Origin of the sequence: Streptomyces mangrovi (assembly GCF_900114215.1) — a bacterium.
Taxonomy (GTDB): domain Bacteria; phylum Actinomycetota; class Actinomycetes; order Streptomycetales; family Streptomycetaceae; genus Streptomyces; species Streptomyces barkulensis.
In genome coordinates, this window is the sequence record NZ_FOSG01000010.1 from 12739 (window position 1) to 34369 (window position 21631).

21 protein-coding genes are annotated in these 21631 nt (G+C 73.9%); 17 read left to right on the forward strand and 4 right to left on the reverse strand.

Going from position 1 to position 21631, the window contains the following annotated elements; all coding sequences use genetic code 11:
• Positions 1-189: 189 nt before the first annotated feature.
• The 3 genes from BM237_RS15575 to BM237_RS15585 all read left to right on the forward strand — a co-directional run bounded on the left by BM237_RS15575 (position 190) and on the right by BM237_RS15585 (position 2811).
• Complete coding sequence (locus BM237_RS15575) at positions 190-1536, forward strand: wax ester/triacylglycerol synthase domain-containing protein (RefSeq protein WP_175541026.1); 1347 nt, start codon at positions 190-192, stop codon at positions 1534-1536.
• A 29-nt stretch (positions 1537-1565) separates the two neighbouring features.
• Positions 1566-1958: a DUF2267 domain-containing protein gene (locus BM237_RS15580; protein ID WP_093850268.1), complete on the forward strand. Its 393-nt coding sequence runs from the start codon at positions 1566-1568 to the stop codon at positions 1956-1958.
• 205 nt (positions 1959-2163) lie between these two features.
• Complete coding sequence (locus BM237_RS15585; RefSeq protein WP_093850269.1) at positions 2164-2811, forward strand: hypothetical protein; 648 nt, start codon at positions 2164-2166, stop codon at positions 2809-2811.
• A gap of 45 nt (positions 2812-2856) precedes the next feature.
• Here BM237_RS15585 and BM237_RS15590 read toward each other — a convergent pair whose 3' ends face one another.
• Positions 2857-3312: a tellurite resistance TerB family protein gene (locus BM237_RS15590; protein ID WP_093850270.1), complete on the reverse strand. Its 456-nt coding sequence runs from the start codon at positions 3310-3312 to the stop codon at positions 2857-2859.
• Positions 3313-3687: 375 nt separating this feature from the next.
• On the opposite strand from BM237_RS15590, the gene BM237_RS15595 reads away from it, so the two are divergent.
• Positions 3688-5040: a hemolysin family protein gene (locus BM237_RS15595; RefSeq protein ID WP_093850271.1), complete on the forward strand. Its 1353-nt coding sequence runs from the start codon at positions 3688-3690 to the stop codon at positions 5038-5040.
• Entirely contained in the window at positions 5037-6059 is a 1023-nt protein-coding gene (locus BM237_RS15600) for a hemolysin family protein (RefSeq protein WP_093850272.1), read from the forward strand. The genes BM237_RS15595 and BM237_RS15600 overlap by 4 nt, the downstream gene beginning before the upstream one ends.
• A 126-nt stretch (positions 6060-6185) precedes the next feature.
• On the opposite strand, the gene BM237_RS15605 is transcribed toward BM237_RS15600, so the two are convergent.
• A complete protein-coding gene (locus tag BM237_RS15605; RefSeq protein ID WP_139238116.1) occupies positions 6186-6599 on the reverse strand; it encodes a hypothetical protein in 414 nt (137 codons plus the stop codon).
• Positions 6600-6681: 82 nt separating this feature from the next.
• Entirely contained in the window at positions 6682-7512 is an 831-nt protein-coding gene (locus BM237_RS15610) for an inositol monophosphatase family protein (RefSeq protein ID WP_093850274.1), read from the reverse strand.
• A gap of 296 nt (positions 7513-7808) precedes the next feature.
• Here BM237_RS15610 and BM237_RS15615 point away from each other — a divergent pair, with 296 nt between their 5' ends.
• A complete protein-coding gene (locus BM237_RS15615) occupies positions 7809-8435 on the forward strand; it encodes a DUF4352 domain-containing protein (RefSeq protein WP_093850275.1) in 627 nt (208 codons plus the stop codon).
• Positions 8436-8561: 126 nt separating this feature from the next.
• On the opposite strand, the gene BM237_RS15620 is transcribed toward BM237_RS15615, so the two are convergent.
• Positions 8562-9719 (reverse strand): RNA-guided endonuclease InsQ/TnpB family protein, encoded by a 1158-nt coding sequence (locus BM237_RS15620; protein WP_245793650.1) that lies wholly within the window; start codon positions 9717-9719, stop codon positions 8562-8564.
• Positions 9720-9747: 28 nt separating this feature from the next.
• Here BM237_RS15620 and BM237_RS15625 point away from each other — a divergent pair, with 28 nt between their 5' ends.
• The 11 genes from BM237_RS15625 (at position 9748) to BM237_RS15675 (ending at position 21596) form a co-directional block, all read left to right on the forward strand.
• On the forward strand, positions 9748-9897 hold the full coding sequence (locus BM237_RS15625) for an Arc family DNA-binding protein (protein ID WP_093850276.1): 150 nt from the start codon (positions 9748-9750) through the stop codon (positions 9895-9897).
• Between the two features lie 349 nt (positions 9898-10246).
• Entirely contained in the window at positions 10247-10798 is a 552-nt protein-coding gene (locus BM237_RS15630) for a hypothetical protein (protein WP_139238117.1), read from the forward strand.
• A gap of 75 nt (positions 10799-10873) precedes the next feature.
• Positions 10874-11368 (forward strand): nucleotide pyrophosphohydrolase, encoded by a 495-nt coding sequence (locus BM237_RS15635; RefSeq protein WP_093850434.1) that lies wholly within the window; start codon positions 10874-10876, stop codon positions 11366-11368.
• Positions 11369-11477: 109 nt separating this feature from the next.
• Positions 11478-12026 (forward strand): DUF6099 family protein, encoded by a 549-nt coding sequence (locus BM237_RS15640; RefSeq protein ID WP_245793651.1) that lies wholly within the window; start codon positions 11478-11480, stop codon positions 12024-12026.
• A 21-nt stretch (positions 12027-12047) separates the two neighbouring features.
• Positions 12048-12971, forward strand: a complete 924-nt coding sequence (locus BM237_RS15645; RefSeq protein WP_093850435.1) for an LLM class F420-dependent oxidoreductase — start codon at positions 12048-12050, stop codon at positions 12969-12971.
• A 7-nt stretch (positions 12972-12978) separates the two neighbouring features.
• Positions 12979-13989: a homocysteine S-methyltransferase gene (gene mmuM / locus BM237_RS15650; protein ID WP_093850278.1), complete on the forward strand. Its 1011-nt coding sequence runs from the start codon at positions 12979-12981 to the stop codon at positions 13987-13989.
• Between the two features lie 69 nt (positions 13990-14058).
• Positions 14059-15531 carry a 3' terminal RNA ribose 2'-O-methyltransferase Hen1 gene (locus BM237_RS15655; RefSeq protein ID WP_093850279.1) on the forward strand — a complete coding sequence of 491 codons (1473 nt, stop codon included), beginning with the start codon at positions 14059-14061 and terminating at the stop codon, positions 15529-15531.
• On the forward strand, positions 15528-18164 hold the full coding sequence (locus tag BM237_RS15660) for a polynucleotide kinase-phosphatase (RefSeq protein ID WP_093850280.1): 2637 nt from the start codon (positions 15528-15530) through the stop codon (positions 18162-18164). The genes BM237_RS15655 and BM237_RS15660 overlap by 4 nt, the downstream gene beginning before the upstream one ends.
• A 78-nt stretch (positions 18165-18242) precedes the next feature.
• Complete coding sequence (locus BM237_RS15665; protein ID WP_093850281.1) at positions 18243-19526, forward strand: arginine deiminase; 1284 nt, start codon at positions 18243-18245, stop codon at positions 19524-19526.
• A gap of 172 nt (positions 19527-19698) precedes the next feature.
• Entirely contained in the window at positions 19699-20703 is a 1005-nt protein-coding gene (gene argF / locus BM237_RS15670) for an ornithine carbamoyltransferase (protein WP_093850282.1), read from the forward strand.
• A 188-nt stretch (positions 20704-20891) separates the two neighbouring features.
• Complete coding sequence (locus BM237_RS15675) at positions 20892-21596, forward strand: pentapeptide repeat-containing protein (protein WP_093850283.1); 705 nt, start codon at positions 20892-20894, stop codon at positions 21594-21596.
• Positions 21597-21631 lie beyond the last annotated feature (35 nt).

Genomic DNA, 21631 nt, shown 5'->3' on the forward strand with positions numbered 1-21631 from the left:
TTCCGCCAGAATACTGACACAGGATCAGAAGAGGCGCGGACAGGTGACTCGTGTGTTTTCCGGGTGTGCCGTCGAAGGTTTGCGCGAGTTCTCGATGAGTGAGCGAGAAGGCGTATGGAGACGAGTACCGCCCTTTCACCGGTGGAGGAAGTCCACTGCGGTGCGCGGGGAGTTCCCGAAACGGTCGGAATGGCGGCGCTGTTCACCGGTGAACCGCCGGGGGCGGACGCGCTGCGGGCCCGGGTCGCGGAGCGCTGGGGCGCCCTTCCCCGGCTGCGGCGGGTGCTGCTGCCCCCCGCGCCGCCGGCCCGGCTGCGCGGACACCGCTGGCTGCCGCTCGACCGGTTCGACGTCCGCCGCCACGTCACCGCCGTCAACACCGCCGTCGCCACCGCCGACACCGCCGACAGCAGTGGCGGTGGCGACGGCGCCGCGTTCACCGCCCTGCTCGGCCGGCTCGTCACCCGCGCCCTGCCCGCCGGGCTGCCGCCCTGGCGGCTGACGCTGGTACGGGGCGCGGACCGGGGGCGGTTCGCCGTCGTACTGACCGCCCACCACGCCCTGCTGGACGGCCGGTCCCTGGAGATCCTGCTCAGCCGCCTGTTCGACGGCACCCCGGGGCGCGGTGTCCGCAGAGGCACGGGCGTGCGGGCGGTGGGAGCGCTCGGGGCGGCCGGGCCGGACCGCCCCCGCCCACCCGCGGCGCCCGGCGCAGGGTCCGGCCGGGCCCTGCCGCTGCCCCCGGGCCTCCGCCCGCGGCCGGACCTGGCCTGGACGGAGGTGGACGCGGACGCGGTACGGGCCGCCCGCCGCGCCCTGCCCGGCCTGGGAGCCACCCTCAACGAGGTGCTGCTGGCCGCCGCCGCGGGCGCCCTGCGCACCGTCCACGGGGACCCGGACCGCTGGCCCGGCGCGCCGCGCCCGCTGTACGGCTCCTTCCCGGTGGACCTGCGCACGCCGCGGGAGGACCGGATGCTCGGCACCGCCGTCTCGGCGGTGCGGGTGCCGCTCCCCGTGACCGCCGCCGACCCCGGGGAGCGGCTGGCGGCCTGCCGGGGCGCGCTGGCCGCCTTCGGCCCCCTCCACGGCGGCGCGGACACCGTCCGCCGCACGGTCGGGGCCGCCGCACTGCTGGGCCCCTGGGCGGTGCGCCTGCTGGCCTCGCTGAGCTGCTCGCCGGGCTTCTGCCCCGTGACCTGCCTGGCCTTCGGCTGGCCGCGCGGCCCGTGGTCCCTGGACGGACGGCCGCTGGAGCGGATCGTCCCCCTGCCGCCCGTACTGGCCCCCGGGGCCGTCTGCCTGGCCCTGACCGACTACGCGGGCGCGTACACCCTCACCGCGGTCACCCACACCCTCCCCGGCGGGGCCCGGCCGCTGGCCGGCGCCCTCACCCGCGAACTGGCCCTCCTCGCCCGTCCGACCGGATCCGCGCCCGGCGCGCCGGGCGGTCCCGCGATGTCCGGCCCCGCGCGAATGTCCCGCACCGGGCGATTCGCCGGCGCGATCCGTGGAACGCGGAACGGGCCGCCGAGGTGACGTCCGCCGACCGACGAGGAGGGGTGGCGATGAGGTACGACGAGTTCCTCGCCCGGGTTCGCGAGCTGGGGGAGTACGAGAACAGGCTGGAGGCCGAGGAGGTGACCACGGCCGTGCTGGAGGTGCTCGCCTCCCGCATCACCCCGGGGGAGACCGAGGACCTGGCCGCCCAGCTGCCCGGCCCGCTGGGAGACTTCCTGATGGAGAGCAGCCCGGAGAGGCCCGAGACGTACGGCGTGGAGGAGTTCTGCCGCCGGGTGGGGGAGCGGACCGGGTCGCGGCCCAGGACCGCGGAGTGGGACGCCAGCGCCGTGCTGTCCACCACCGCCGGGGCGATCTCCGGGGGCGAGCTCAACCAGGTTCTGAGTCAACTGCCCTCCGGCTACGCCGTGCTGTTCGGCAAGCCGGAGCTGAGCGACTGAGCCCGCCGGGCCGCGGAGCTCGGGTGCCGGGCTGCGGATCCCGGGCTGTGGGCGCCGGGGTTGCCGGATTCGGGAGGTGAGAGGCGGCGGAGTCGCGGCGCGACGGCGCGCGTCGCGCGCCGCGCCACCCCCCGCCGCACACAACAACCGTGTTCGCTCTGCGTGACGACTTGTCACGCTGAGCTATCGAGGCCACCGTGGGGGCGTGACGAACGAACCCGCGAGTCCCCCCGTCCGCTCCGACCGCCCCGCCGGGCCCGCGCGGCATCTGCCGTGGCCCGGTGCGCGCCCGGCCGTGCCCGGTCCGGCACGGGCCGTGCTCCGCCCGGGCCGGTGGGACGGGTGCGTACGCGCCTACCGGGCCGACGTCACCGCCGAGGGGCCGGTGGACGGTGCCCCCGTCGCCGTACTGCTGGGCAGGTACACCGGCCCCAGCGCCGGTCTCGCGCTGCGGTGGCTGCGCGGACAGGCCCGCCGGATCGCCGACGGGCTCGACCCCGACCCGGTGACGGCCCGCTGGGCGGGGCGCGGCACGCTCGGCCGCGTGCCGGACCGGCCCGGGCGGAGCGCCGACGTACCCGCCGAGCTGCGGCGGTGGTGCGCGGACGAGGAGTCGCAGGAGGCCGCGGCCGAACGGCTCGCCGAGGGGCTGTCGTTCCGGCTCACCGCCGCCGACCACACCGGGAGTTACGCGCTGCGGGTGTGGCCCGTCGGCGTGGTCGTCCCCCGGTCGGGCACGTCACCGCTCACCTATGTGCGGTGGCCCCACCAGCTCCCGCCCTGGTCGCCGGAGCCCCGTCCCGCCGCGGCCTCCCCGCACCGGGGGACGGGAGTGCGCCTCCGCTCCCGGTGACCGGGGCGGGCCCGGCGCCGGCCGTCCGGGGGTGCGGCGGGCCACTCAGAGTCCGAACTCGTGGAGCGGCAGGTCGAGCAGGTGGCAGACCTCGCGGACCACCACCAGCTCGGCCGCGTCGAAATAGCCGTCGGCCCCGCCGACGGCTATGCCGATACGGACGACGGCGCGGGCCTCGGAGGGTCTGCGCGCGGCTTTGGCGACCTCGCGCAGGGCCTCGGCCCGGTTGAGGTCGAAGTCGGTGGTGAGCCGGTCCAGCCAGTTCTCGAAGCGGCCGCGCAGTTCGCCGGCGGGGAAGCTCCGCAGCACCTCGTCGTGCTCGATCAGCTGGGCGACGCGGCGGCGTTCGGCCGGGTCGATCGTCCCGTCCGCCGCGGCGACCAGCGCGCACATCGCCATGCTCGCGTCACGGAAAGCGCCGCCCGTCAGCGTGTTCCTCTTCGCCGCCAGCCGGCCCCGCGCCGTCCGGGCGGACTCCGCGAGGCGGTTCCACAGGGGCATGAACACTCCGGGTGTCGGGAAGAGGTCGGGCCGCGCCGACGCGGTCGGACGGAAATCGTAGGGGTTCGGTCCCGCCCCGCGTCCTCGCTTCCGATGTTTCTACAGAATCGTAGAATCAGGAAGGCGTCACGCTGCCGCGGGGGTTCCCTGGAGGTCCCGGGGCGGGGGCGGCGTCGAGGGGGGAGGCGGAGTTCCGGCTCCACGGTGGCACTTTGCCAATCCTTTACACTTCATCGGGAGGCCTCGGCCCGACCCGAGGTACCCGGACCCGAACCGACACAGAAGGAGCAGCACACCCGCCATGGGCGAACCTCCCAGTACCAGCCGTGCCACCCGCGGCCGCTCCGCGACGACCCCGGGGGCGGGGGTGGCACGGTGATCGAAGTCCTGCTCCTGCTGGCGGCCCTGGCCCTCGTCCTGGCCTGCGCGGTCTTCGTGGCCGCCGAGTTCTCCCTGACCACCGTCGAGCGCGGCGAGCTGGAGCGCGCCGCGCGCCAGGGGGAGCGCGGCGCCGAGGGCGCGCTCAGGGCCGTGCGGCAGCTCACCCTCCAGCTCTCCGGCGCCCAGCTGGGCATCACCGTCACCTCGCTGGTCATCGGCATGCTCGCCGAACCGTCCCTGGCCGCGCTGCTGCGCGGACCGCTGCGCGACGCCGGACTGGGATCCGCCGCCTCCACGGTGGCCACCGTGCTGGGCGTGGCCGTCTCCACGGTGGTGCTGATGGTGGTCGGCGAACTGGTGCCCAAGAACTGGGCCATCTCCAGCCCGCTGGCGGTCGCCCGCGTCGTCGCCGGCCCACAACGCGGCTTCACCGCCGTCTTCGGGCCCTTCATCCGCCATCTGAACGGCACCGCGAACCGCTTCGTGCGCCGCTTCGGCCTGGAGCCCACCGAGGAGCTGGCCTCCGCCCGCAGCCCGGACGAACTGGTCTCCCTGGCCCGCCGCTCCGCCAGGGAGGGCGCGATCGAGGAGGACTCCGCCGAACTGTTCGTCCGCACCCTCCACCTGAGCGAGCTGAGCGCGGAGAACGTGATGACCCCGCGCGTGGACGTCCGCGCCCTGGAGGCGCACGCCACCGCCGCCGACGCCGAGAACCTCACCCTGGCCACCGGCCTGTCGGTCTTCCCCGTCTACCGGGACACCCTGGACGAGGTGATCGGCACCGTCCACATCCGCGACGTCCTGGCCCTCCCGGCCGGCCGGCGCTCCACCACCCCCGTCACCGAACTGCTCGGCGAACCGCTGCTGGTGCCCGAGACCCTGCCGGTGGACCGGTTGCTGGAGCGCCTGCGCACCCGCCGCACCATCGCCGTCGTCATCGACGAGTACGGCGGCACCGCCGGGGTCGCCTCCGTGGAGGACATCGTCGAGGAGGTCGTCGGCGAGGTCCGCGACGAGCACGACCCGCTGGAGGAGCCCGACCTGCGCCCCACCGCCCCCGCGCCCGACGGCCGGGCACGCTGGGAGGCCGACGGCGGCGCCCGCCTGGACGTGCTGGCCGCGATCGGACTGGCCGCCCCCGAGGGCCCCTACGAGACCGCCGCCGGCCTGATCGCCGCCCGCCTGGAGCGTATCCCCGCACCCGGCGACACCGTCGGGATCGACGGCTGGGAGCTGCGCGTCCTCGACGTCGAGCACCACCGCGCCGACCGCATACGGATCACCGCCCCCGCGCGGACCGCCTCCGCCGGGGCGGCCGGCCGCACCCACCGGGAGGACGCCCGATGACCGCCCTGCAACTGACCATCGGCGCCCTGATGATCCTGGTGAACGCCTTCTTCGTCGGCGCCGAGTTCTCCCTGATCTCGGTACGCCGCAGCCAGATCGAGCCGCACGCCGAGGAGGGCGTCAGGCGGGCCCGCACCACCCTGTGGGGCCTGGAGCACCTGTCGGCGATGATGGCCACGGCCCAGCTGGGCATCACCGCCTCCTCCCTGGTGCTGGGCGCGGTCGCCGAACCGGCGATCGCGCACCTGCTGGAGCCTCCCTTCGAGGCCGTCGGCGTCCCCGGCGCCCTGGTCCACCCGATCGCCTTCGTCATCGCGCTGACCCTGGCGACCTATCTGCACATGCTCATCGGCGAGATGGTGCCCAAGAACATCGCCCTGGCCGCCCCCGTGCCCACCGCCCTGCTGCTCGGGCCGCCGCTGGTCGCCCTCACCCGGGCCCTGCGGCCGGTGATCTTCGGGATCAACGCCTTCGCCAACGCCCTGCTGCGCCTGCTCAGGGTCGAACCGAAGAGCGAGGTCGCCTCGATCTTCACCAACGCCGAGCTCACCCGCATGGCGCGGGAGGCCAGCGAGGCCGGACTGATCGAACCGGGCGGTCACGAGCGGCTGCGCGAGGCCCTGGAACTGGGCAGCCGCCCGGCCTCCGAGGTGCTGGTGCCCCTGGCCGAGATGCACACCGTCGGCCACACCGTCACCCCCGACCAGCTGGAGCGGACCGCCACCACGGTCGGCTTCTCCCGGCTGCCGGTCACCGGCCCGGGCGGCGCGGTGCTGGGATATCTGCACGTCAAGGACGCCATCGGCGTCGTGCACCGCGACCGGCCCTTCCCGCCCGAGGCGCTGCGCACCGTCGTACGTGTCGGGGCCGGCACCCCGCTGGACGACGTCCTCACCACCATGCGCGCCGGCGGTACCCACCTGGCCGCCGTCACCGGCGACCGGGGCGAGCCGCTGGGCTTCGTCACCATGGAGGACGTGCTGGAGAAGCTGGTCGGCCCGGCCCCGGCCGGGAACTGAGCGTCCGCTCGGGCCGCCCTCCGGCGGGGACGCACGAGGGAGCCCCGCCGCGCGTACGGGCACCGTTTTCTTCCTCCTGGGGCACCCGGGGCGCGGCGGGAGCGGGGACGGCGGGAGGAGTGGCGCCTAGCGCTCCCCCACCTTCTCCGTCTCCTCGTCCCCCTCCTTGTCCAGGTCGTTCCACTTGGCCACGTAGACCAGCGCATGGCCGTAACCGGGCCAGAGCGCGGGACAGGGCGAGCCGATGTGGACCTCGGTCGTGATGTCGGACCGGCCCTCGGGACTCCCCATCAGGAGCATCTTCAGTTCGGAGACGATCTCCTGCAGGTTCTGCACGGCCTCGGGCGTCTCCCTGGCCACCGCCGCGTGGACGACGACCTCGCCGGGGCGCGGCTCCACCGACAGCCCCAGGACGTCCCCGCCCACACGGCCCAGCGCGGCCTGACAGGTTCGCAGGAGGAGTTGGTCGCGGCGGAGCAGTGCCCGTACCTCGTCGGGCGGCAGACTGGGCGCGTAGTACAGCTCAGCGGGGTGGCGCATGCGCGTACGGTAGGGGCTCGCCGGGTGCTCCGCCATGGGAACGCCCGCATCCGTATCGCACTGTCACCGGGCCCGTACCCGGCTACCGGATCCGGGCCCGGCACAGGGAGGCCAGCTCCCGGGCCAGCGGCCCGTTCCCCGCCACCAGGACCGGGGCGCCGAAGGCGTACGGCCGTCCGTCGCCGTCCAGCACCGTCCATCCGCGGCGGCGCAGCAGCGCCACCCCGGCGGCCACGTCCCAGGGCTTGGCGCCGACGCACACACAGGCGTCCTGCCAGCCCTCGGCCACGCCGATCAGGTCCAGGCTCATGCAGCCCTGCATCCGTACCCGGTAGGCCTCGTCCAGCAGGGCGGTCAGCAGCCTCCCGGACGGGGAGTGGACGTCCCCGGCGCCCGTGACGCCGACCACCGCCCGGGACACCTCCCGGGCGCCTTCCCCCGCCTCTTCCGTACTGGGAGCCTCTTCCGTGCCCGGGGCGGCGTCCGTGTCGGGGCCCGTGCTCCAGCGGCGGTTCAGGGCGGGGGCGTGGAGCACGCCCAGTGCGGGCTCGCCGCCGTCCACCAGCCCCAGGGAGACGGCGTACAGCGGGGCGCCGCGGGTGAAGTTCATCGTGCCGTCGATCGGATCCAGCAGCCAGCAGCGGGACGGTACCGAATCCCCCTCCTCCCGGTCGGTCTCCTCGCCGACGACCGGGATACCGGGCGCGTGCTCCCGCAGCACCCGCGTGATGCGCCGCTCCACCTCGGCGTCGGCGTCCGTGACCTCCTCGCCCGACGCCTTGAACCTCCGCTTCGACCACTCGTCCCCCGCCTCGGTGAGCCACCCGACCCCGGCGTCGACGGCCGCCTCGGCGGCGCCGAGCAGACGGGCGAGCGGCTCACGGTCGGATCCCACATCAGGTTCGGTGCGCATTCCCCCAGTGTTTCCGAGGACCCGTCTCCCATCCGCGGCGGGCGGGCCGTACGCGTGGAGGGGTCCGGCGTGCGGCCGTGCGTGCGCACGATGACCTCGCAGCACTTGGTTGATGCCGACCATGGTCATTGTGATTGTGAACTTAGTTTCCTTGTTCTATGGTTCTTCGTGGAGCGCACGCCCGTGGCTGTCGGCCGAACCGGCCGGGTGGGGTGTGCCGGGGCCCGGCCCCGGCCGAGCGCCGTGCCTCTGAAGTCCGGAGGCAGCAGCACAGACAGGAAGAGGGGGGTCCTCCGATGGCCCAGCACAATCCCGGTCCGCAGTACCAGCAGCAGTGGGGGCCCGGCCGGCCGCAGCAGCCGATGCCGCCCGTACCGCGGAAGAAGTCCGGCGCGGGGAGGATCATCGGCTTCGGCTGCCTGGGCGTCATCGCCTTCTTCGTCGTGATCGGCGTCATCGGTGCGGCTCTCGGCGCGGGCGGTGACGAGAGCGCGGAGAAGCCCGCCGCGCCGGCGGCGCCGAAGGAGCCCGGCGGCGGGGAGAAGAAGGACAAGGGCGAGGAGAAGCCGCGGGAGGAGCCCGAGGAGGAGGCCCCCGCGCCGATCCAGGTCACGGCGGAGGCCGCCGACTTCCGGCCCACCATCCTCGCCGATGGCGAGGAGTACACCTCCGTGCTGGTCACGGTCGTCAACAACAGCGCGGAGAAGGTCGGCGTCAACCCGCTGTACTTCGAGGTCACGGCCGCGGACGGCTCCAAGTACGACGTCGAGCTCGCCGCTGACGAGCGCCAGATCGACACGGTCGAGCTGACCGAGGGCGAGAAGGTGACCGGCACCGTCACCGTCAAGGGGAAGATCGAGCCGAAGACGGTCACCTTCACCGACGGTCTCTTCGGCGACTCGATCAGGGCGGACGTCGGTTGACGCTCTCCCCCGTGAACGGGGGAGATTCCCACCGTGCCGCCGCTGTTGCCAGCACGTGCGTGGTGGTTCCTGCTTCATCACCCACCGCCCGGCTTGCCGAGTCTTACACGGGCTCCACGAGGCGTTTTACGTGTCCGGGCGTCCCTCGGCCACAATGCTCCGCCCTTCGCGGCGGATGTTGAGTTCGGCGTTCTCGTCCCGGTCGTGGACGGCTCCGCAGGAGCACGTCCACGACCGGATCTTGAGTCCTTCCAGTCCCTTCGGTCCTTCGACCGACCCGCAGGACGAGCACAATTGGGTGCTCGGGAACCAGCGGGACACCTTGGCGAAGTCACGGCCGTACCGGGCGCACTTCGCTTCGAGGGCGCGGGCGAACCTTCCCAAGGACTGGTCGTGGACGGACTTGGCGCGCTTTCCCCTGGCCATGCCCTTCACGTTCAGGTCCTCCAGGTAGACCGCTTGGCTCTCACGGCCGATCCGGGTGGTTTCCTGCTCGATGAAGTCGCGCCGCTGGTCGGCTGTGCGCGCATGGATCCTGGCTACGGCGAGCTTGGCCTTGCGCCGGTTGTTGCTGCCTTTCTCGCACCTGCTCAGCTTGCGCTGAGCACGGCGAAGCTTCTTCTCCTGGCGCCGGAAGAACTTCGGGCTGGCGATCTTCCGGCCCCGCAGCACCGCGTACGACGAGAGTCCGAGGTCGATTCCGGTTTCTGTCTCGTCCAAGTCCAGTTCCGGGAGCAGCTTGTCCTCGGCCTCCACGACGAACGAGGCGAAGTACCTTCCTGAGGCGTCCTTGATGACCGTCACGGACGACGGCTCGGACGGAAGTTCCCGGGACCAGCGGATCTTGACGTCACCGATCTTCGGAAGGCGCAGCGCGCCTTCCTCGGTGATGGAGAACCGTGCGGCCTTGGTAAGTCTGACGGCCTGGCGGCTGGTCTTCTTCTTGAACTTCGGCGGTCCCGTCCTCGGGCCCTTGCGGGTGCCGTTCTTCGAGGCGAAGAAGTTGGAGTACGCCGTCCCCAGGTCCCGTAGGGAGGACTGGAGTAGGACCGCGGAGACCTCGCCGAGCCATGCCCGGTCTTCGGTCTTCTTCGCCTCGGTGATGACCAGCTTGGCCAGCGCGACGATCGACGGAACCGGCTTGCCTTGCTTGTAGGCGTCCTGCCGGATACGCAAGGCGTCGTTCCAGACGACGCGAGCGCATCCGAACGCCCTGGCCAGTTGATTCCTCTGCGGGGCGCTCGGGTACAGCCGGAACTGGTACCTGAGCTTCATGTCGATCATGATATCACCGTAGGTCTACGATGAACCCATGAAGCACTTCTCACTCAGGCTCCCCGAAGACCTCCACGAACGGCTTCTCGCTCAGGCCGACACCGACCGGCGGTCCCTCAACTCTGAGATCATCCACCTGCTTGAGGTTGCTCTCACCACCGTGGGTGGAGACGGCGAATCGCCCTGACGGCGATGCGCCTTTCCCTGCCCCACTACGCGGGAAAGACGGCTACACCCTCCCCGTAAACGGGGAGGTACCGCCGCCACTCCGGATAGCGGCCGAGCCGGGCCGCCGGCGTCGGTCCTGCGGCGACGGGTCAGGGGTACGGGAACCGGAGGCGGACATGCTGGTGTGGTGCCCCGAGAAGCCGTTCGAACGGGGGGCCGCCCGGGGGTGCTGACCGGCGGCCCCCCGCGGTACCCCGGCGCCGTCGCGGCGGACAGCGCGTACAGCACCGCCCGCGGGCGCGTACACCACCTCCCTGGACGTGCGTGATCGCTTGTCCCTCCCGGTGGCGGGAGCCACCGTGGAGGGCGTGATCGACGTTTTCGGACCATCTGCCCGCACCGGCCGCCTCGCCGGGGCCGCGGGGAACTTCTCCTGGCGCGGCGCGCGCCTGGTCGTACGCGACTTCGCACGGACGGCGGGCCGTTCGGGCCGCCGGGGCCACACCGGATGCGGGGGAGACGGGGGAGGCGCCCGGCTCCCGGTCTACCGGGCCGAGGTCGTCGCCGTGGGAGCGGTGCACGGCGGCACGGTCGCCGTGCAGCTCGGTGCGTGCGAGGTGGACGACCGCCGCCGGGCGCTGGGCTGGCTGCGCGGACAGGCCCGCCGGATCGCCGACGGGCTCGACCCCGACCCGCGAACGGCCCGCTGGGCGCCGGGCGGTGCGCTCGTCCCCCTGCCGGACGGGCCCGCCGGGGCGGCCGACGCGCCCGCGGAACTGCGCCGGTGGCACGAGGACGAGGAGCGGCAGCGGGCCGCCTGCGAACTGCTGGCACGGGGAGCGCCGTTCCACCTCGCCGTCGCCGACCGCACCGGCACGTACGTGCTGAGCGCCAGGCCCGTCGGCACCGCCGCCCCGTAGGGCCGGCCGCCGGCGAGGCGGCGGGGGAGGCGTCCGCGGCCCGGCTGGTAGACCTGGAGCGTGAACGACGGACGGATGCACGCAGGCGGCGGGGACGGCGGCGACGGTGGGGGCGCCGAGGACGGCCGGGGGAGAGGGCACCACCCGGTGCCGTACGGACGGCCCCGGGGGAAGGTGGGCGAACTCCAGCGCAGGCTGGCCGAGTTCGCGGCGGCACGCCGCTGGGAGCCGTACCACACGCCGAAGAACCTGGTGATGGCGCTGGGCGTGGAGGCCGCCGAACTGGCCGAGATCTTCCAGTGGCTCACCCCCGGGGAGTCGGCGCGGGTGATGGAGGACCCGGGCACGGCGGGACGGGTCGCGGACGAGGTCGCCGACGTCCTCGCCTATCTGCTGCAGTTCTGCGAGGTGCTGGGGATCGACGCGCCGGCCGCGCTGGAGGCGAAGATCGAGCGGAACGAACGACGCTTCCCCGTCACGGAGAGTGGCGGAAGGGTTGATGGGGGAGCCGGTGAGACGGACGGCCTCGACGGTGCTCAGGGAAAGGCCAATCGTCACTCTTCGGAGTGATGGTGTTCTCCACAGTGTCGAGTTTTTCCACAGTTTTCCCGAACCCCCTAGCCAAGCGCGGTCATGGGTATCACGCTGGGTAGCGAATGGTTGCGGAGGGAAAAGGTGGATGGATGCGGTACCACTCATTGAGATCACGCGGCGAGCGCTCGCACACAGTGAGGAAGCGGCTGACGTCGTTACCGAGGCGTGGCAGGCGCAGGCGCTCGCGGAGGCGGTAGGAGTCCACCTGGCCACGGCGGGCCCGCCCGAGGTGCGGGCCCAGGCCGGGGGACTGCGGGAGGCGAGCGGACGCGCCTGCGGTTCGCTGCGCGGCCCCGGGCAGCGGTCCGACGGGGCGCGCGCCGCCCGCCTGACGGAGATGAGCGACCCCCTCTCGGCCCTGCACGAACTGGGCGGCCTGCTGGGCGAGGCCGGGGGCGCGCTGGTGCTGGTGGCGGTCGACGCGGAGGAGGAAGGGCTCTACTGGAGGTGCATCGAGGGCATCGACGCGGCCGACGAGTGCGGTGACAGGGTGACGGCGATCCTCAGACGGCTCGCCCTCATACCCCGGCCCTTCCGTCCGGCCCCGCCGGCGGGCGGGGCCGGAGTCCCGCCGGTGCGTGAGGGCGCCGCGCCGGTGTGCGGTGACGGCCCGCCGGTACGGGAGGAGGCGTAACAAAGGTGCAGGATGGAGGGCATGGATCTGCGCATCTTCACCGAACCCCAGCAGGGCGCCTCCTACGACACCCTCCTCACGGTCGCCAAGGCCACCGAGGACCTGGGCTTCGACGCCTTCTTCCGCTCCGACCACTACCTGAAGATGGGCGACGTCGACGGGCTCCCCGGCCCGACGGACGCCTGGATCACCCTGGCGGGGCTCGCCCGCGAGACCAGGCGCATCCGGCTGGGCACCCTGATGACCGCGGCCACCTTCCGGCTGCCGGGCGTCCTGGCCATCCAGGTGGCGCAGGTCGACGCCATGTCGGGCGGGCGGGTCGAACTCGGCCTGGGAGCCGGCTGGTTCGAGGCCGAGCACACCGCGTACGGCATCCCGTTCCCCAGGCAGAAGTTCTCCCGGCTTCAGGAGCAGCTGGAGATCGTCACCGGGCTGTGGGCCACCGAGCCGGGCAAGACGTTCTCCTACGACGGCGCCCACTACCGGCTCACCGACTCGCCCGCGCTGCCCAAGCCCGCACAGGCCAGGGTGCCCGTCCTCGTCGGAGGCATGGGGGCCAAGCGCACCCCGGCGCTGGCCGCGCGCTTCGCCGACGAGTTCAACGTCCCCTTCGTCTCCGTCGAGGACAGCGAGCGGCAGTTCGGCCGGGTGCGGGCCGCCGCCGAGGAGCACGGCCGCGCCGCGGACGACCTGATCTACTCCAACGCCCTGGTCGCCTGTGTGGGCCGGAACGACGCCGAGGTGGCACGGCGCGCGGCGGCCATCGGCCGCGAGGTGGACGAGCTGAAGGAGAACGGACTGGCCGGCTCCCCGGCCGAGGTGGTCGACAAGATCGGCCGCTACGCGGAGGCGGGCTCCTCCCGGATCTACCTGCAGATCCTGGACCTGCACGACCTGGACCACCTGGAGCTGATCTCCTCCCAGGTGCAGAGCCGGCTGGGGTGAGCCCGGCATGAGCCCACCGCCCGCGCCGCCGCCCGGTCCCACACCCGCGCCCGCCCCGGGGCTTTTGCTCGCGGACGCCCTGGCGCGCGGTCCCCTCGTCCTCGACGGCGGGCTGTCCAACCAGCTCCAGGCACAGGGCTGCGACCTGTCCGACGAGCTGTGGTCGGCCCGGCTGCTCGCCGACGACCCCACCCAGGTGGAGGCGGCCCACACCGCCTATGCGCGGGCGGGGGCGCGGGTGCTCATCACCGGCAGCTACCAGGCCTCACACCCCGGCTTCGCCCGGCGCGGGCTGGGCCGCGAGGAGACCGACGCCCTGCTGCGCCGCAGCGTGGCCCTGGCCCGTGCCGCGGCGGGCGCGGCCGGCGAACCGGTGTGGGTGGCCGCCTCGGTCGGCCCGTACGGCGCGGTGCTGGCCGACGGCGGCGAGTACCGCGGCCGGTACGGCCTGACGGTCGCCGAGCTGGAGCGCTTCCACCGGCCCCGGATCGAGGCGCTGGCGGCGGCCGCCCCGGACGTCCTGGCCCTGGAGACGGTGCCCGACGCCGACGAGGCCGAGGCCCTGCTGCGCGCGGCGGCCGGCTGCGGGGTGCCGGTGTGGCTGTCGTACACCGTCGCCGGGCGGCGCACCCGGGCCGGGCAGCCGCTGGCGGACGCCTTCGCCGTCGCCGCCGGCAACGACCAGGTGATCGCGGTCGGCGTCAACTGCTGCGATCCGCGCGACGCCGCGCCCGCCGTACGCCTGGCGGCGCGGGCCACGGGCAAGCCGGTGGTGGTCTACCCCAACAGCGGCGAGGGCTGGGACGCGGCGCGCGGCGCCTGGAGGGGCGAGGCCGCCTTCGACCCGGCCGCCGCCCGCGTGTGGGTGCGCGACGGCGCTCGGCTGGTCGGCGGCTGCTGCCGGGTGGGCCCGGCGGAGATCGCCGCTCTGGCGGCGGAGCTCGCGGCGGGAGCGGAGCGGGAGGCGGGGCCGGGGGCAGAACCGGGACCGGGACCAGGACCAGGACCGGAGGGATAGTCGTACCAGCGCCCCGCCCCGGTGGAAAACCGGTGGGGCGGACCACCTGAACGGGCCATACTCGCTCAGGTGTTCCTGACGATGACCACCACCGGCAGCGCCGGGCGGCCCGCCACCGACCTCGGATTCCTGCTGCACAAACACCCCGACCGGGCGCAGGAGTTCTCCACCTCCCACGGCACCGCGCACGTCTTCTACCCCGAGGCGGGGCCCGAGCGCTGCACCGCGGCGCTGCTGCTGGAGGTCGACCCCGTCGCCCTGGTCCGCCGCGGCCGGGGCAGGGGACGAGGCGGCGCACCCGACTCGGCCCTGGCGCAGTACGTCAACGACCGCCCGTACGCGGCCTCCTCGCTGCTGGCCGTGGCGCTGGGCGCGGTGTTCTCCAGCGCGCTCAAGGGCCAGTGCCGGGCCCGGCCCGAACTGCCCGGACGGAGAAGGCACCTGCGGATCGAGGTGCCCGCGCTGCCCGCCCGCGGCGGCCCCGAGCTGGTCCGCCGCCTCTTTCAGCCGCTGGGCTGGACGGTGGGCGCCCAGCCGGTGCCGCTGGACGCCCGCTTCCCCGAGTGGGGCGACTCCCGCCATGTGTCGCTGGTGCTGGAGGGCGAGGTGCGGCTCGCCGACGCGCTGCGCCATCTGTACGTCCTGCTGCCGGTGCTGGACGACGCCAAGCACTACTGGGTCGCCCCCGACGAGGTGGACAAGCTGCTGCGTGCCGGGGAGGGCTGGCTGGAGCACCACCCCGAGCAGGAGCTCATCGCCGGCCGCTACCTCACCCGCCGCCGTCGCCTCACCCGCGAGGCCCTGGAGCGCCTGGAACTCGCCCGCCTGGCCGAGGCCGACGGCAGCGAGCCCGAGGAGTTGGACAACGCCGTGGACGAGGGCGCCGACACCGACGAGCGCCCCGCCCCGCTGGCCGTCCTGCGCCGCGAGGCGATCCTGGCCGCCCTGCGCGAGAGCGGCGCCTCCCGCGTCCTGGACCTGGGCTGCGGACAGGGCCAGCTGGTGCAGGCGCTGCTGAAGGACACCCGCTTCACCGAGATCGCGGGCATGGACGTGTCGATGCGCGCTCTGCACGAAGCACGGCGCAGACTGCGCCCGGAGCGGATGTCCGAGCGGCAGGCCGCCCGCGTCAGCCTCGCCCAGGGCTCGCTGACGTACACCGATCCCCGGCTGTCCGGCTACGACGCGGCCGTGCTCAGCGAGGTGATCGAGCACATCGACCCGCCGCGCCTGCCCGCGGCCGAGTACGCCGTCTTCGGCGCGGCCCGGCCGGGGACTGTCGTGGTCACCACGCCCAACGCCGAGTACAACGTGCGCTGGGAGACCCTGCCCGCGGGCCGGGTGCGCCACCACGACCACCGCTTCGAGTGGACCCGCGAGGAGTTCCGCGCCTGGGCCGCGGGCGTGGCCGAACGGCACGGCTACACCGTGGAGTTCCGACCCGTCGGCGAGGACGACCCCGAGGTCGGCCCGCCCACCCAGCTCGCCCTGTTCCGCCTGGCCGCCGAGGCACCGACCAGTGTGAAGGAGGAAGCCGCATGACGGACCGCACCCCGGCACCCGCCCCCGCGCCCGCCCCGGCCGGGGCGGCGGACCCCGCCCCGGCCCGTACGACGGCCCTCGCCGTACCCGACCTGTCCCTGGTGGTGCTGGTCGGCACCACCGGCGCGGGCAAGTCCACCTTCGCCCGCACCCACTTCGCGCCCACCCAGGTCGTCTCCTCCGACTTCTGCCGCGGCCTGGTCGCCGACGACGAGAACGACCAGAGCGCCAGCTCCGACGCCTTCGACGTGCTGCACTACATCACCGGCAAGCGGCTGGCCGCCGGGCGCCTGACGGTGGTGGACGCCACCAATGTGCAGACCGAGGCCCGGCGGCAGCTCGTGAGGCTGGCCCGCGAGCACGACGTGCTGCCCGTGGCGATCGTCCTGGACGTGCCGGAGCGCGTCTGCGCCGAGCGCAACGCCGCCCGCCCCGACCGCGCGGACATGCCCGCCCACGTCATCCCGCGCCAGCGGCGCGAACTGCGCCGCTCCCTGCGCTCCCTGGAGCGCGAGGGCTTCCGCAAGGTGCACGTCCTGCGCGGGGTGGAGGAGGTGGCCGCCGCCCGCATCGAGCTGGAGCGGCGCTACAACGATCTGCGGCACCTGACCGGCCCGTTCGACATCGTCGGCGACGTCCACGGCTGCCGCGCCGAACTGGAGGCCCTCCTGGGCAGACTCGGCTACGCGATCGAGCGCGACGCGGCCGGCCGCGCGGTGGATGCGAGCCACCCCGATGGGCGCACCGCCGTCTTCGTCGGCGACCTCGTCGACCGCGGCCCCGACAGCCCCGGAGTGCTGCGCCTGGTCATGGGCATGGTCACCGCCGGGCACGCGCTGTGCGTCCCCGGCAACCACGAGAACAAGCTCGGCCGGCACCTGAGAGGACGCAACGTCCGGCACACCCACGGACTCGCCGAGACGATCGAGCAGATGGAGAAGGAGGCCGCCGCCGACCCGGGGTTCCCCGCGCGGGTGGGGGAGTTCATCGGCTCGCTCGTCAGCCACTACGTCCTCGACGGCGGAGAGCTGGTCGTCTGCCACGCCGGGCTGCCCGAGAAGTACCACGGCCGCACCTCCGGCCGGGTCCGCGGCCACGCCCTGTACGGCGACACCACCGGCGAGACCGACGAGTTCGGCCTGCCCGTGCGCTACCCGTGGGCCGAGGACTACCGGGGCCGGGCCGCCGTCGTCTACGGCCACACCCCCACCCCGCGCGCGACCTGGCTGAACAACACCGTCTGCCTGGACACCGGCTGCGTCTTCGGTGGCGCCCTGACCGCCCTGCGCTGGCCCGAGCGCGAACTGGTGGACGTCCCCGCCGAGCGGGTCTGGTACGAGCCGGTGAGGCCGCTGACGGCGGACGCGCCCGGCGGGCACGAGGGCCGCCCGCTCGCCCTGGCCGACGTGCACGGCCGCCGCGTGGTGGAGACCCGCCACGCCGGCCGCGTCGCGGTGCGCGAGGAGAACGCCGCCGCCGCGCTGGAGGTGATGAGCCGCTTCGCGATCGACCCGCGCCTGCTGCCCTACCTCCCGCCGACGATGGCGCCCTGCGCCACCTCGAAGTCGGCGGGCTACCTGGAGCACCCGGCCGAGGCGTTCGCCGAGTACCGGGCGGCGGGCGTGGCCAAGGTGGTGTGCGAGGAGAAGCACATGGGCTCGCGCGCCGTCGTCCTGGTCTGCCGCGACGCGGACACCGCGGCCGAGCGGTTCGGCGTGACCGGCGGGGAGACGGGCGCGCTCCACACCCGCACCGGGCGTCCGTTCTTCGACGACCGGGCCGTCACCGAGGAAGTCCTCGCCCGGGTGCGCGCCGCCGCCGACAGCGCCGGGCTGTGGGAGGAGCTGGACACCGACTGGCTGCTGCTGGACGCCGAGCTGCTGCCCTGGTCGCTGAAGTCGGCCGGGCTGCTGCGCCGGCAGTACGCGGCGGTCGGCGCGGCAGCGGGAGCCGTCTTCCCCGGCGCGCTGGCCGCCCTGGAGGCGGCGGCCGCCCGGGGCTCGAAGGTGGACGGGTTGCTGGCTCGGCAGCGGGAGCGCGCGGCGGACGCGGCGGCGTTCACCGAGGCGTACGGCCGGTACTGCCGGCCGGTGGAGGGGCTGGACGGCGTGGAGCTCGCGCCCTTCCAGATCCTCGCCGTCCGCGGCCGCAGCCTGGCCGCCGTACCGCACCTCGACCAGCTCGCCTGGCTGGACCGCCTGGCCGGCGCCGACGGCACCGGGCTGCTGCGCCGCACCGGGCGCCTGGTGGTGGACACCGGCGACGAGGCGTCCGTCGCGGCGGGCACCGACTGGTGGCTGGAGCTGACGGCGGCCGGGGGCGAGGGCATGGTCGTCAAGCCGCTGGACGCCCTGGTGCGGGGCCCGGGCGGACGGCTGGTCCAGCCGGGCGTGAAGTGCCGGGGGCGGGAGTACCTGCGGATCGTCTACGGCCCGGAGTACGCCCGCGAGGAGAACCTGCGGCGGCTGCGGGAGCGCCACCTGGGCCACAAGCGCTCCCTGGCCCTGCGCGAGTACGCCCTCGGCCTGGAGGCGCTGGACCGGCTGGCGGGGGGCGAGCCGCTGTGGCGGGTGCACGAGGCGGTCTTCGCGGTCCTCGCCCTGGAGTCGGAGCCGGTCGACCCCAGACTGTGACCGCGACTCCGGCCGCCGGCCCGGCGGCCGGTCGGTGCCTCGGGGTGTAGCCGTCCGGCTCGGGGTGAGGATGGTGGCATGGGATTCCACGTCGACTCCGAGGCCGGGCGGCTGCGCCGCGTCATCCTGCACCGCCCCGACCTGGAACTGAAACGGCTCACCCCGACCAACCGGGACGACCTGCTCTTCGACGACGTGCTGTGGGTGCGGCGGGCCCGCCAGGAGCACGACGGCTTCGCCGATGTCCTGCGCGACCGGGGCGTGGAGGTCCACCTGTTCGGCGACCTGCTGGCGGAGTCCCTGGAGATCCCCGCAGCCCGCGCGTTCGTCCTGGACCGCACCTTCCACGAGAAGGAGTACGGGCCGCTGGCCGCCGACCACCTGCGGGCCGTCTTCGAGGAGATGTCCGGGGCGGAGCTGGCCGAGGCGCTGGTGGGCGGGATGACCAAGCGGGAGTACCTGGAGCGGCACCCCGAGCCGGTCTCGGTGCGCTTCCACGTGATGGACCTGGACGACTTCCTGGTGGCCCCGCTGCCCAACCACCTGTTCACCCGCGACACCTCCGCCTGGATCTACGACGGGGTGTCCATCAACGCCATGCGCTGGCCGGCCCGGCAGCGCGAGACGATCCACTTCGAGGCGATCTACCACCACCACCCGCTGTTCGCCCGGCCCTCCGGCGCACCCGGAGTCCAGGACCCCGGCTCCCCGGACCCCGGCGCGCCCGGGGGCAGGGGTTTCCACGTCTGGTCCGAGGGCCAGGGCGCCTACCCCTCCACCATCGAGGGCGGGGACGTGCTGGTCATCGGCAATGGCGCGGTGCTCATCGGGATGAGCGAGCGCACCACCCCGCAGGCGGTGGAGATGCTCGCCCAGGGCCTGTTCGCGGCGGGCTCGGCCCGCACCATCGTGGCCCTGGACATGCCCAAGAAGCGCGCCCTGATGCACCTGGACACGGTGATGACGATGGTCGACGGCGACACCTTCACCCAGTACGCGGGCCTGGGCATGCTCCGCTCCTACACCATCGAGCCCGGCGCGGCCGAGTCGGAGCTGAAGGTCACCGACCACCCGCCCGAGCACATGCACCGCGCCATCGCCGCGGCCCTGGGTCTGGACGGCATCCGGGTGCTGACCGCGACCCAGGACGTGCACGCCGCCGAGCGCGAGCAGTGGGACGACGGCTGCAACGTGCTGGCCGTCGAGCCGGGCGTGGTCATCGCCTACGAGCGCAACGTCACCACCAACACGCACCTGCGCAAGCGGGGGATCGAGGTCATCACGATCCCCGGCAGCGAGCTGGGCCGGGGCCGGGGCGGGCCGCGCTGCATGAGCTGCCCGGTCGAGCGCGACGCGGTGTAGGCGTGGGGGCGGGCACGGCCGGGGAAGGGCGCGGGGCGGGGGGGAGTCCGTACGGGTACGGTCCGGGGGCGGAGCGGGGACGGAGACACCCCTCTCTGCATAGGGATGCGATGGCTCGTATAGACTTCCGGCTTTCCCGCCGTATCCGACGCGACAGTCCCCAGGAGACCCCATGGCGATCGATCTCACGGGCCGCCACTTCCTCAAGGAGCTGGACTTCACCCCCGAGGAGTTCCGCCACCTGATCGAGCTGGCAGCCGAACTGAAGGCGGCCCGGCGGGCGGGCACCGAGGAACAGCGGCTGCGGGGACGCGGCATCGCGCTGATCTTCGAGAAGACCTCCACCCGCACCCGCTGCGCCTTCGAGACCGCCGCCGCCCAGCAGGGCGCCCACACCACCTACCTCGACCCGTCCGGCTCCCAGATCGGCCACAAGGAGTCAGTGCGCGACACCGCCCGGGTGCTGGGACGGATGTACGACGCGATCGAGTACCGGGGCAGCGGTCAGGACGCGGTGGAGGAGCTGGCCGCCCACGCCGGCGTCCCCGTCTACAACGGGCTCACCGACGACTGGCACCCCACCCAGATGCTCGCCGACGTGCTCACCATGACCGAGCACTGTGACAAGCCGCTGACGCGGACCGCCTACGCCTACCTCGGCGACGCCCGCAACAACATGGGCAACTCCTACCTGGTCACCGGCGCCCTGCTCGGCATGGACGTGCGTATCGCGGCGCCGCGGAGCCTGTGGCCCGAGGAGCCGGTGGTCGCCGCCGCCCGCTCCCTGGCGAGGACCACCGGCGCCCGCGTCACCCTCACCGAGAAGGTCGAGGAGGGTGTGGCCGGCGCCGACTTCGTCGCCACCGACGTGTGGGTGTCGATGGGCGAGTCCAAGGAGGTCTGGGAGGAGCGCATCGAGCTGCTGCGGCCGTACGCCGTCACCATGGACGTCCTGCGCGCCACCGGCAACCCGCGCGTCCGCTTCCTGCACTGCCTGCCCGCCTTCCACGACCTGGGCACGGCCGTGGGCCGGGAGATCCACCAGCGGTACGGCCTGGAGTCGCTGGAGGTGACGGACGAGGTGTTCGAGTCGGAGCACTCGGTCGTCTTCGACGAGGCGGAGAACCGCATGCACACCATCAAGGCGGTCATGGTCGCCACCCTCGCGGGGGCGTAGAGGCTGCCACCCTCGCGGGGGCGTAGAGGCTGCCACCCTCGCGGGGGCGTAGGGACGGCCACCCCCGCGGGGGGCGCAGGCGCCGCAGCCCTCGCGAGGACATGGTGCTCACCGCGGGCGCAGGGGCATTGTCAGAGGGTGCGCCTAGGGTTCGAGGCGACACCCGTCGTCCGGCCCGGAAGGCCCCCATGCCCGCCCAGCGAACCCCGCGCCCCCGTCGCACGCCGCCCGCCCCGCCGGCTCCGCGGGAGCTGGCCGACCTGCCCTACGCGGAGTACCTCCAGCCGTTCGACGGCGGCGGGCGGCTGGAGCGGGAGCGCACCTACGACACCGTCCACTTCGACGGGGACGGCTTCCACGGCGCGGACGCCGGCGGCGCCGGCTTCGTGGAGTCCGCCCTCACCTCGGTCGAGTTCGACGGCGGGCGCTACCGGCGGGCGCGCTTCAACGACGTGTGGCTGCACACCGTGCGGTGGGTGGGCGCCGACCTGGCCGAGACCGACTGGACGGACGTCGAGGCCGTCTCCGGCGCCCTGGCCGGAGTGGAGGCGTTCGAGGCGCGGATGCGCCGCGTGACGTTCTTCAACTGCAAACTCGACTCGGTCAACCTCCGCGCCGCGCGCCTGCGCGACGTGTCCTTCGTGGACTGCCTGCTGCGCGACGTGGACTTCGGCGAGGCGGCCCTGGAGGGCGTGGCGTTCCCCGGTTCGGTCCTGGACGGGGTGCGGCTGGAGAAGGCGAGGCTCACGCGGGTCGATCTGCGCGACGCGGCCGGGCTGGGGATCACGGCGGGCCACGACTCGCTCAGGGGCGCGATCGTCAGCCCGGCGCAACTGCTGGACCTCGCCCCCGCGCTCGCCCGGGCGCTGGGCGTCGAGGTCCGCGACGACTGAGGACGACTGAGGAGACGCACTGTGCCCGCACATCC